7 protein-coding genes are annotated in these 12434 nt (G+C 56.7%); all 7 read right to left on the reverse strand.

Annotated elements, in window-relative coordinates; translation table 11 throughout:
- Nucleotides 1-7 precede the first annotated feature (7 nt).
- From ACT3TR_RS05390 to tssA, 7 genes are read right to left on the reverse strand one after another with little or no spacing between them, the layout of a single operon-like run.
- On the reverse strand, nucleotides 8-3364 hold the full coding sequence (locus ACT3TR_RS05390) for a T6SS effector BTH_I2691 family protein (protein WP_444625046.1): 3357 nt from the start codon (nucleotides 3362-3364) through the stop codon (nucleotides 8-10).
- A gap of 38 nt (nucleotides 3365-3402) precedes the next feature.
- Nucleotides 3403-4305: a DUF4123 domain-containing protein gene (locus ACT3TR_RS05395; protein ID WP_444625045.1), complete on the reverse strand. Its 903-nt coding sequence runs from the start codon at nucleotides 4303-4305 to the stop codon at nucleotides 3403-3405.
- Entirely contained in the window at nucleotides 4306-6357 is a 2052-nt protein-coding gene (locus ACT3TR_RS05400) for a type VI secretion system Vgr family protein (RefSeq protein WP_444625044.1), read from the reverse strand.
- 1 nt (nucleotide 6358) lies between these two features.
- Nucleotides 6359-6646 carry a type VI secretion system PAAR protein gene (locus ACT3TR_RS05405; RefSeq protein ID WP_444625043.1) on the reverse strand — a complete coding sequence of 96 codons (288 nt, stop codon included), beginning with the start codon at nucleotides 6644-6646 and terminating at the stop codon, nucleotides 6359-6361.
- A gap of 53 nt (nucleotides 6647-6699) precedes the next feature.
- Nucleotides 6700-7290 carry a GNAT family N-acetyltransferase gene (locus ACT3TR_RS05410; protein ID WP_235040353.1) on the reverse strand — a complete coding sequence of 197 codons (591 nt, stop codon included), beginning with the start codon at nucleotides 7288-7290 and terminating at the stop codon, nucleotides 6700-6702.
- Nucleotides 7274-10924 carry a type VI secretion system membrane subunit TssM gene (tssM, locus tag ACT3TR_RS05415; RefSeq protein ID WP_444625042.1) on the reverse strand — a complete coding sequence of 1217 codons (3651 nt, stop codon included), beginning with the start codon at nucleotides 10922-10924 and terminating at the stop codon, nucleotides 7274-7276. Before tssM ends, ACT3TR_RS05410 begins: the two co-directional genes overlap by 17 nt.
- A 39-nt stretch (nucleotides 10925-10963) precedes the next feature.
- On the reverse strand, nucleotides 10964-12430 hold the full coding sequence (gene tssA, locus ACT3TR_RS05420; RefSeq protein WP_441686825.1) for a type VI secretion system protein TssA: 1467 nt from the start codon (nucleotides 12428-12430) through the stop codon (nucleotides 10964-10966).
- Nucleotides 12431-12434 lie beyond the last annotated feature (4 nt).

Raw genomic sequence — 12434 nt, forward strand, 5'->3', positions numbered from 1 at the left:
TATATCCTTAATCTTCTAGGGTCATGGGAACCGTGAGTTCAAAACGGGTAGGCGCACTAACCCCACGACTTTCCTCACTATTGGGTTCGATTTCTTTCTTGCCAGAAGCAGCATCGGTTTTATAGAAGGTGTAGCTTGAGCGACCTTCATTTGACGATAGTAACGTTTCAGAATAATCCACTGTGAGGGTAAAGGGAGCATGCTTAGCTTGCTCGCCTACCGGTATCCAGGCCTGCCATATACGCATATCGTTTGATTTATATTCGGCGTCAGCAGGTAACACAACTCCTCGGCCGTCTTGTTGCAAGGGGCCTTGCTCAAAGCTGTCGCCGGGTGCCCAGAAGCCTCCTCTCGCATTTTCGGATATCTTCACAGCTTCACTGGACAAGAAAGCGGGAAAGGCAATTTGCACCCAAAACCCTTGGTGTGCATAGTTGATTTTTACTCCAAGATGGGTGCTATGAGATGATCCCATATCAATAGCTCTCTCGGGGGTCAACTTTACAGAAGGCTGTAGCAGGATTTCCATCAACGTCCGCCACTCATCTTTATAGCCTTCATCAGTATCTTCCCACTTGGTCTCTCCCTTACCCCATGTGCTGGTATATAGCCATCCACGCACCCCTTGCCGGTTGTAGCGGGTGGCGAAGTGTGAGGCAATTAAGTGAATTACCCCTGCAGCAAAAAGAACTCCAGAAACCCATGGCCCTAATATCCACGCAAAGGCAAACCATCGACCTAAAGTAGCTCCGCCAAACTGTGCAACGGCTGTAATCGTCATTGCAAAACCGGCAGCTCTCTTGACATCAAGTGCAGCATGCTCGGCACCACTGGTTGCTTCTCTCAGATCTTTGTTTGTTTGCCACATATCCAGCCCAGCAGCAATCGCCCCAATAACCGACAAGCCCGCCATACGAGTGGCTAACTTGGTGGCGATACGTGATGCCGCATTTCTACTATTACTTTTCCATTCGCCTATAGAGGCATCCGTAAGTCGGATCATATTACCATTAAGCCGGAAGGACTTTTTCGCTGCGCGGTTCCAAAACGGCATGACCCATAAGCTCATGACCGCTACGGTAGTAGCCCCCGTGGTCGCCGCCAGTTTGCGCATATCCTCGTCATCAACGCCTTCTTTTTGGGCGGTATGTGCAGCATCTATAAAGTTGTAAAGATTTAACCCTGCGATTAACAGTGCCAAGCCGCCGCCCAGTTCTTCAACGCGATTTGTCACGTGACGGCGAACGGCACTGGCCCCGTCCATCAATTTTAGCTGGTGCTGATAACGAAGCTCGTGATAGCCCGCGCTGGTAAGGTTATTGGCCCGCATTTGATTACCTGATGCGCTCTGATCCAGCGAACCGTCGGAGGCGGTAACACGCTTGGGTTCATTGAAGGCATGCTCGTAGCGTTGCTCTTCAAGTCGTTCCAATTCCCTGGTGCTTGCCGCGCGTTCCTGAGCGCTATTGCCGGCGTTTTGGCCACGCAATTCTTCGGTCTGAATTTCTCCCGAGATTCGCCATGCTTGTTCCCGCCATTCACGATGTTTGGCCTCATATTCGAGGTCGATGACAATTTCCGTTGAGGCAACATCGGGATGTACGAGCGCCACCATTGAAGGATGCATCAGCGCCCTGGTGGCTTTCGCCATCGACGCCTGGCTCTTGGCGCTTAACGAAGGGAGAAATTGATAGCCAATGGTTTCCCATAGCTTTGTGGATGAGCCGCCCACCTCTTTGCGAAGCGTCTCGAAAGCCTCTCTGACATGCGGCGCCAGAGCCTGATAAATGGGATGACTCTGCACCTCCTCAAGCTTTAGAACGCCGATAGCAGCGTTGACTTGCGTCACCGCGCTTGTCGCCGTTACACCACTGTCTGCGGGCTCTCCATCTTCGGTACCTTGTTCAATGAAATGTTGCGCAATGGTCTCGAGGGCATCGGATAAGGCGGGGTCAAAGTTACTCATCGCAAAACCAATCAGCGAGTCGCGTGCTTGGTAGGTGCTATCCAGCCATGCTCGACCTGTCTGCGTAGCGCCAAGTGCTTCCATGGCCATACAGCCGCATTCATGAATGGCCTTGTTTTGCTCGGCATCACAGGTATCAAAACAGAGATCCTGGGCGGATGTTGGCAGCCGCTCTAACCAGATAATCAAGTCCGCGATACTGTTTTCCACATGAGCTTGCAGACGCTCAAGCTGTGGGCCTTTTTCAGTCAAGAAGGCAATCGCGTCATCCAGTCGGACATCAAGGCGGGGCAGCTCTTTTCCGCGCCACTCTTCGTATTGCGGGCTATTGCGGCCAGGAGGGTTCGACATGCCGAGCTCAATCAGCTCTTCGCGACGCTGACTGATACGCTGTTGCCTCTGAAGCAGGGTATGATCTGAACCATTAGTTACATTTTTTAAGGCATCGAACAGCTCACCGGTTTTGACGGTCAACTCGCGATAACGCTCCGGGTCTTGGCGGACGTCATTACTGATCAGGTCATCAATATCGATCAGACACAGCGCTTTAACGACTTGTGCCGTCTCGAGCTTGTGTCCATATTCGTCCAGGAAAACTTCTAGTTCCATTTCGCGCCCAACCAAGGCCATGGTCAGGTCGTTAACGATTCCTAAATCATCATCAAGGGCTACAAAGATCGCTTCATCGTGTTTTTCAACGTCGGCGAGTACGCTGTCTTGCGTAATTTCAGGTTTTACGGCGAGTAGATGATAAATGCTCTCCTCTTCGTCTCCGCCTTCACTACCCTCCGTCTCTTCTCTTTCGACCGTCGCTACCGTCGTGCTGGTAAAGTTGTCAACGGCGCCATTGGGTGCAATATCCGCTACGTACTCGGCGAGCTGTGTTAAAGGGCCTGCGTGGGCAGACAATGACGCTTCATCTCCAGTGCCATTCATCACTGCCATTAGATCCACCGAGCGCATAATGCTTTGCCGCGCGTCCGCGTTTTCAAGCATGTGCTCGTGAATACGTTCAGTCCACTGCACCGAGGAGTAGGCCATTGCGATGGGTGTGCACGTCGAGTAGGTAAGGTGCGGTTCACCATTGAACGTCGCACCTTCCACGCGATACTCGTCGATTCGCTGTTCGCCCTCTTCGTCTACCCACACATAGAGCCAGCCATCACGCAGCTGTCTCAGCGTATAGCCTCGGGTTTCAATGGAAGGGTAACCAGGCCCTTGCCACTGCTCTGCAATAGGATGAGGCGCGGGCGCACCCGCCTGATCAGGCGCTTCATCAATGGCATAGCGCACAGGAAAAAGGGTGACATCAAGCATTAAAGGACAAACACCACCGCCAATGTGGGTTTCATCAAAGGCGGCATCACGTGCCTGGGACTGAGCATCCGGATTATCCATAAGAGTTCTCGTCTTTTAATAGTGATGCTTGGGCGATGTCATCTGGCGTAGTCATTAGGCATAGTCTCTTGAGTTCGACTCCACGCGTCTAATGCATAAAGTTGCTCTTGCCTTGAAAGCGGTTTTTTCTCGGCCGTTTGCACCACCCAACGAGCATATAAACCGTCGCTAGCGGTCATAAAGTGCTCGCCCCAGCGCAGGCTCAGGCTAGCCCAAATAGCAAGCTGGCGTTCCGTATTGGCACCCCACGCGATGGCATCATCTAAGCGCTCTTCAAGCCATATACCGCGCCCCTCAACAGGAAGCCGCTGCCATGCTTCGGCCATGTGCTCGCTAAAGTAATCCGTTAGGCGCTCCTTGAGCTGCCAGCGGTCTACTGCATCAAGAGCCGCTAACTGAGCGCTACCCATCGGCGGAAAAGAATTTGCCGGTTCCGCCGTTGTTGATGCTTGACTGAGATGAGAGCGGAATATTTGCCACGCCAACGGTCGAGGTTCTGCCCAGTTAGGCGCCCAATCGGCCACCCACCACGTGTCGATGGGCCCCATCATCTCTGCCGGTAGAGCACTTCCGTAGCTGACCAGCCAATGCCTGGTGACAAGTGGGTCAGCAAAACGCAGTAGCTGCTCTTGCTCCCCTTCCCCCTTAAAAGTCACAAACTGTCCAAGATGCTTACTCAACTCGCTGGTGCTTGCCTGGCTGCTCAGTAACGAAAGCGAACGATACAATTTGCTGTCGTCGTTAGCGCAAGCTTCATCTGCTAAACGACTGCTTTTAAGGCGCACCAGTATTGGTCCCTGCTCGGCTAACGATGACCAACGGGTCATCAGGTAGAGGGGCTCGATACCCTCAATGTCATCGCGGCCATACAAGCGTTTGAGGGCATTGGGATAACGCACGCCATCCAATAATGCATGCGTTATTGCCTGGGGGCGATCCATCTAGCGTTTTCCCTGACTCGAATCTTCACAAATCTCACAACGTGCAGGCGCTTTGAGCAAGGTTTTAAGCTGAGCTGGGCGATTAATGGGCGCAACCGATCGGTGGCTCTCGGCCACAGCATCCATCGGCAGCTGCGGCCCCTGCGCAGCCTGCCCGCTCCCCGAACCAGGGCTTCCCCCCGAGTTGATCTTGACCTGCGGGCCGACGATGGTGACGCCACTGGGGTCGATTTTGAGAAAGCTGCCGCCCGCTTTTAGAGTGATTTCAGCACCGGCTTCAATCACAACTTTCATGCCTGCCTTGTGATGGACTTCCTGCCCAGCTTCCAGCAAATGTGATTGGCCAACTTTCTCGTGGCGAGTGCCGTCGATCATCAGGTGGTCGTTACCGTCTACCTTCGTGTGGCGGTTGTTATGCACCGTGTGATGATCGTCATTGTCGATCTCGCTGATGCGGTCGTTGTGCACCTTAAGGTGGCTGTCGTTTTGAATTTCTTCGGTGCGGTCGTTAAGCGTTAGAAGCTCCAGATCCTTTTGGGCGTGGAGCCAGATCTGCTCTTCGCCCGCTTCGTCTTCAAAGCGCAGTTCGTTGAAGCCTTCGGCTTTGTGGCTCTGGGTACGGATGACCGTGCGGGTTTTGTGCTCTGGCAGCGGGTAAGGCGCGGTATTCACCGCGTGGTAGGTGCGCCCGGTGACCAGCGGCTGATCGGGGTCGCCTTCCAGGAAAGAAACAATCACTTCGTGGCCAATACGCGGGATGGCGATACTACCGTAGCCGCCGCCCGCCCAGCCTTGGGCAACGCGCACCCAGCAGCTCGCCGTGTCGTTGGGTTCCGCGTAGCGGTCCCATGGGAACTGCACCTTAACCCGGCCATGCTCGTCGCAGTGAATCTCTTCGCCTTCGGGGCCGACCACGAAGGCTACTTGAGGGCCATCCACGCGGGGCTTGGGATTGGGAGTGGCCCGCCAGGGAGCGTCGCCTGGCGTCAACGTGACGTAGTTAAAGTAGCGGGTCATACCTCCTGATTCGCTGCTGCTGATGCTGTCTTCTTCCAGCGCCTGAGGCTGCTCGCCGTGGTGAATAACGCTGATTGCCTGCCAATCACGGTTGAGGCTGTCAGTATCGTGATCAGTGAGTGTAAAGCGCAGGCCGGGGGCAAGCTCGGGTAGATCACTTTCGGCACTGGCGGTAATGGCCTCACGGCGCAGCTGCTCCAGGCGAATGCGGGTAAAAGGTTCACCGGAGGCGTCCTGTTTATAGCGGCCGGGGTAATCAAAATGTTCGTAGTCAGACTGCTGACCGTGAGCTTCAATATCGCGCCCTAAGTGCTCGTGTAGATGGGCATAAGCTGGATTCTTGAAGCTGTAGTCTTTCAGCGTGGCGGAGGCCGCAGCGACGCGAGCCTTTTGACTCAGCTTACGTACATGGCGGCTGGGAGCCGTGCCCCCCGCCCGGCTGTGATAAGTGCGTTCGCCGAGGCTCGTGAGTACTTGCGGATCGTCGGCAAAGATCAGCCGGTGAGCGCCGCCATCGGTGTCTTCAAATTCATGGAAGTAGAATAGGCCTTCTTCGGCGGCGAGGCGCTCGATAAAGGCGAGATCCGTCTCGCGGTATTGAACGCAGTACTCGCGCTCAGGAAGGGTGCGATTAACCGCAAAGGCCACATCGGTGATACCGCGCTCATCGCACAGAGTATTGATGATAGTGAGCGGGTCGGCCTTCTGGAAAATTCGCGAGTTCTGGCGTAGCGAAAGCCGCCAAAGGGCGGGGCGCAGTACTAGCGAATAAAAGGTGCGCCGGTGGCCGCGATCACCTCGGCCAAATTCAGCGATGATGCCGTGCACGCGGCGCAGCGGTTCGCCATCCTGCCAAATAGTCAGGGTGGCTTCGCGGTCCAGAAGATCAGCGGCGTCTAGGCTGCCATCGCGGCTAGCCAGATTCAGCGCCAGTTCAAAGGGTTGGGAAAGCGCTTCGCGGTGGGTGAAGTCGATCACCGCCACCTCGTCCACACCGGGGAGTGTTAACGTAAATTGCAGTCCTGTGCTTGTCATCTCAACTTCCCTCTCCTGAACCAGACCCGATGACCACGCCACCACAGTCCACGCCGTGGCCCGTTAACGCAGCGGGTTTGCCGTCGATTAAAATAGTGCCCGAGCCCTGTGCAATGGCGCGCGGATGCGTGGAGTGGCTGGGCTTGTCGTGTGGCGCGAGCGGGTCGCCTACGCGAGCGACGGGCTTACCGTCCATTAGCACCGTGCCGCTACCGGCGGTTACCGGCGTAGCAGGAAAACCGTCGTGGCCGGTTCCCATATCGCCCACTAATACAAATTGCTGGCCCATTGCGGGTGCTCCTTATTACATGACTGCTTATTCGTGCGGCTTACTCATCCCGCTTATTCGTCCCACTTTGCGGGCGCTTCGTAGCTGGCGACCTCAAAGGCATCAACGTATTGGCGAGTAAAGCCGGCGGCTTCCAGGCTATCGATGGCCGAGTGGCACACCAGCGGCAGGCGTGTCTGCAGCGGTACACCGCTGAGGCTGCGGCGCACGGCCATGAGTAAGCGGGTGCCATGGCCGCTGCCTTTCCACTCTTGGCTGATGTAGAAAAAGCGCAGCTGCCAGGCAGCCTCATCGTCAGGGCGACAGGCCAGCACCATGCCTAGCGGCGGCCCGTCACCATGGCGTAGTGCCAGCAGTCGGCCCTGCCAATGCGCGACCTTACCTTCGTCGCGCTGTAGCCAAAGGCCTCGGTGAACGGTAAATTCCAGCGCCCGACGCAGCGTTTCCAGCACGCTTTTATCTTTTAGCACCCACGGTGAGTGCCCTTTGGCATCCGCGTGGTAGACCGCTTCGATAAAACTGTCGATGTCTTCACTGCGCGCCTCCTCTAGCGGGCGGGCGCGCTTCACGCTGCTCTGACGCTTATGGCGCGTCGTAGGCTGAGACGTGCCGGCGCTAAACAGTTGCTTAAGTTTGGTCAGCATTGCTGCCTCGCTCGGCGTAGAGCGCCGCTGGCAACTGGAAGCCCGCCGCTAGGGGGCGCGTAAAGGGGTTGGCCGAGCCGTTAGCAAACAGGCGATAACGCATCGAGCCGCCATCGACGTTGAAGCGCAGTTCCAGCTCCCGCTCGCTGACACTGGTGATATCAGCTTGCTCTAACAGCCGGAACCAAGCCCAGGCGCCGTCTTGAGTCACGCTGCGTGGAGAGCGGTTGATTTCACTAGGCACCATGGTGACGCGGCTTTCATTGCCACCGCGTAAAGTATTGGGCCAAATCATCGAAACACGCTGACTGGCGCTGTGGGCGTATTCGATCAGCTGGCCGTCCACGCTGATTACACTGCGCCGCTTGTCTGGACTTAAGCTCACCGGCTCTAGGGCGAACTCCACATCCAGCGCGCCGTCGCGGCTAAAGTAGGCGCGCCGAATTTGCTCGGCCTGTTGAACGGCGGTGTGCAGGCTATCGCGCAGTAGCGAATTACCGTCAGCATCAACTAAGTACTCGGGCGCGCCCTCAATAAAGGGCTTTAAGCTTTCTTCATAGAAGGCATCTAAGGTGCCGCTGGGGGCAAAGAAGTCTTCAAAGTCGCTAAGCGCTACTTCACTGGTGGCGCCGGGGGCAAGCGGGTAGCGGCCGGCTAGGCGCTCTTGATAAGGCGCGACCACTTCATCCAGCCAAAGGTGTTCTAAATGACGCGTGGCACTCACCATCATTAGCTGCCAGCTCTGATCAGCCAAATCATGCAGCATTCGGCCTACCGGCTGCGGCGTGTTTTCGGCAATGCGCTGTAAATTGTAAATGGGGTCGTTACCGCGCAGCGAAAGCCGATCACGCACATTCATAAAGGCTGCACGCTCTGCATCGCTCGACTCTTCAATTTCCTGCAAGTAGTTGCGCAGCTCAGTGACCGCTACCTTAATTTCCTCAAGCGACGAGGGATTGTCATTACGCGCCTGGCTGAGCTGGTTAATCGGCGTAAAGGGCTGCTCAATAGCCAGCGCTAGCTGGTATCGCTGAGATTCGCGCAGCGCTGCGCGGGCCTGTTCGTCATCCTCGGGCAGCTCAGGATAGAGGCTGGTATTACGTTCAACGGCGTTCAACAACCTGTCTAATGGGCGCTGTGAGCCCACCAGCGCATCCGCCACCACGATGGCCTGATGAATGTCCGGCAAAGGCACCAGCTGCGTATTGCGCAAGGCATCGCGCCAGCTAACGTGATAGTCACTCACGTAGTATTCGCGCAGCGCCGTTTGCAGCTGCTGTTTATCGGCTTCGCTAAAGTTGATGTTATCGCGCTGGCCCAACACCCACACGTCGATTAGCGCAAGCTCTGTGGCTCGATCAAGCTCTTGTAGAAAGTAGTTCTCGAAGCCGTCGCGGGTCACCAAGTGAGGCAGCTGCACGTACTCAGCCTGGTCATTGCGCGCCATAAATACCGTATTGAACAGCGTGCCGACGCTACGACGCAGGTCAAGCGGTTCACCTTGGCGGCTACCGGCGACTTTCAAGGACGTATACACCCGCTCATCAATCGGCTGACGAGAAAGCTCTTGCTGTGCAGCGTCGATGCTGCCTTGAAGCGGTGCCATGGCCTGCTGGGCGCGCTGCTGACCGTCAGCAATATGCCCCTTTAGATCGCTATGTATCAACGCGTAGTCAAGGTGTGTCAACAGGCGCTCTTGGACATCGCCCTGCTGAGGAAAGTAACCCTGCCAGCGCTGCGCCATAAAGCGCTCTACCCGCTCAGGCTGGCGGCCACTGGCGTCTGACATCATGCGCAGCACGCGCAGTAGCGCTAATTTCGCGTTACTGCCTTCCTCGGAGCGATTCATGTCGTCTACGATGCCGATCATTAATGCCGGCAGGAACTGATTTTCCAGCATCGCCAGATAGGCACGTTCAACCTGGGCGCCAATGATATGCCCTTGATAAAGCCCCATATCGGCGAGATAAGGCGTGTGCGTACGGTATTCGGAGAAGGTTTCCAGCGCATAGCGCAGCCTGTCCAGCGGTTCTAAAAACTCATAGCCGCTGGGATCGTCGCTTTGGAAAGCCTCAGGCTGAGTGGCTAAAAACGTTGCCGCCCGCTCTTCTACTGCGGCGAGAGAGACACTGTTCTTTTGATAGAAATGCGCCCAGCCACCGACCAGCCCAACGCCCATAATCAAGCAAGCAGCTAGGCTGACATTGCGCGCCCGACGTCGACGCTGAGTCACACGGGCGTTATCGCCTGCTAAGCCTGCCTCGGGATAAATAACTTTATCAAACAGCTCTTCGGTGAAATAAAGCGCGCTGCGGGTGGCCCTGTGCGCAGGCTGCACGGTATCGCCCATGCCGTAGCGGCGCGCGGCGGCATCAACAAACGGGTCTTCCGGCACGCCCTGCTGATAAACCGAGGTAAAATAAGTGCCGCGCACCATCGCCGCCGTTGAGAAGCGATCGCTCGACAGCGCCTCGGCCAGAAAGCCGAACAGCACATCGCGCAGCCCCGCTAACTGACGTACAAACCGGAATACTGACTCACGCTCATCGCGGTCGCGGCACTCGGAAAGCATGGTTGGCATATGCTGGTTCAAGCGTGCCAGCATGGCATCATAATCAGCTTCGAACTCAGACTCCCATTTTCCGGGCGTGTCCATCGAAGCCGCTGAAAAGGTAAAGCCAAGCGGCGCACGGCGGGCTGCGCGGGAATAGTGGCGGAAAAAGTCGTCAAAGCCGTGCAGCAAGTCCATTTTGCTAAACGTGACGTAAACCGGTAGCCGGGTGCCGTGACGCTCCATTAATTCACGTAAGCGGCTTCGCAACAGCGCGGCATAGGCTTTGCGCACCGCCACTTGGGCGTGGCTTAAACGGGCTAGATCCAGCACCAGTACAACGCCATCTAACGGCCGCTGGGCACGATTGCGCTCAAGCCAATCGACAAAATGATCCCACAGCCTGCGCTGTAGCTCTTGAGGCTCACCGCCCTCCATAGCGCCTTGCGTTAGCAGCTCACCATCAGGGTCAATCAGCACCGCTTTATCGCCAATCCACCAGTCAAAGCCAAGCTGGCCCTGCTTACTACTCTGCCCGGATGCTTTCATCACGTGGGTCAGCGCAAAGGTTTGGCCGGAGCGATTGATCAGGCTGGTTTTGCCCGCATTTTCGACCCCCATCACCAGGTACCAAGGCAGGCGATAACGGCTGTTATGGCCACCGCCTAGGCTCGACGTAATCTCAGTCAACACGCTGTCGAGCGACGCTTCTTGTCGCTCCACCTGCGACATAATCGGATCTTGCTGGCGAGCGTCTTCGTGCTCACGCTCTTCATCCAGGGTGCGCAGCCGGCGCGCTAAGCGGACACCCCAGATCACAGCAATAAGAGTGACGACGGCCAGCGTTGCCAACAGGCGGTTAGTTAACGGAGCAAGCGGCATGACGTCGCGTATTTCCCAACCCGGCCCCAGCCACCAAATAGCGACCAGCAATACGATGAGCAGCACCGCCCACAGCAGTGTTGAGATCCGCAATAGCCCTTTCGCTTTATTACCATGCGCATTGGCACGGTTTTTCGCTGTTTGTGCCCGCGACAAGCCAGGCACCCAGCGGCTCAGCTTTGATGTTAATGTTGACCACATTAGCCTTTATCCCTCGTCCCTGTTACTGATGAATATTGTTTAGTGCGTTTCTTTAACCGCCGCGTGAAGACGCGACACAAGCGATGGTTCCCACTGCTCCATCGCAAGTTCGGTGATGGTTTGATGCAATGTGCGGTAGTGCTGCTGCGCAAGGCTTTCCAGGCCGGTTTCATGCAAAAGGTCCGCACTCGCTAAACGCCAGTAGGCGCTTTCACGAGGCGACCGGGCGGCGCTAAGGCCTTGATCAAGCACTTTTAATGCCGCTCCCATATCGCCACTTTCCATTTCCTCGCGAGCCTCTTCTAAACCCGCCTGCCAAGTATCATTACCGCCACTGCTGGCCCCGCCGCTACCCGGCATTCCGCTGCTATGCAGCCAGCGCTGTGTCTCATCATCGACGAACGCCGCACCGTTATTAAAGGTCAGCGCCTCAATGCCAGGCAGGCGTTGCACAAAGCGCTGCGCTTCATCACGGATCGCCTCAGCGCAGCGCGGATGCCCCAGCTGTTTGGCAATCCCAGCGCTCAGCCGATGGCCTTCTAGCCAATAGGGGCTGACCGCTAGGCTATTTTCAATGCGCTGCCATAAGTCGCTGTCGCCGCCGCGCGCAAAGGCTTCTCGGTAGCCGGCAATGCGGTCGGCGGAAACGGGCGCAAGCTCTGTTCGCCCGCCCTCTTTAGCCGAAGGAAGCGCCTGTATGGCACTCCACACGGCGTAGCGGCGAAGGCGGTAAGCAAGCGGTTCACCCGAGGCCTGCTCGGTCAAAAAGTCCGCCATCTTGAGCAGCGCCTGACGATTCGAGCGCTCGTTACCCGCTTCTAAGCGCAGCTCCGGCACTTTCGCGGGTGCCTCAGCCGTCGGTGCCGCTTGCTGCCCTGCTTGGCTGCTCGCGGTCTCGCTTCGCTCACTCGGTGGCGTAGCGCTATTGGCTGAAGGCGGTGTCTGCGTAGGACGCTGCGCAGTGAGCTGGCGACTTAACTCATTCAGCGCTTGCCCGGGTAGCGAGTATTGCTCTACGCGTGCCTGCAGCTCCGTTAGCGCTGTATTGCAAGCCTCGAACTCATCGTCCGCATTATGAAAGTCCAGCCCGGCGGCGAGCTTTACGCTGCGCTGGCTAAACTGCTGAAACAACCGCGGGCGCAGCTTGGCGCCCCGCGGGCCATTAAAGGGATAGGCATGCGCCCACCAGGGCTGCTCCAGAGCACGCGTTAACAGGCGCAGTGACAGCGCAAAGCGCACGCCATTGCCATCGTGCTGTAGGCAGTGCAGCAAATGGCCTAGCACTTTTAGGTCTTTGCCGCGCTCGCTCAGCATGCGAATCGCCAGCGTTTCAGCGCTTTCCCACGCGACACTTGCATGTTGCAGCGAGCCGACTTTCATCATTTCAGCATCAAGGGCTAGGTAGTCGCTGGTTTCCTCAAGCGACTCCCCCACAGGCTGCCCGTCTGCATTGTTAGCCAGCGGGGCCAACAGGGGGTCAAGATGAGCGACGGCGGTAATACGCATAGTT

Source organism: Halomonas sp. AOP12-B1-6, assembly GCF_052379225.1.
In the GTDB taxonomy this organism is placed as follows: domain Bacteria; phylum Pseudomonadota; class Gammaproteobacteria; order Pseudomonadales; family Halomonadaceae; genus Vreelandella; species Vreelandella casei.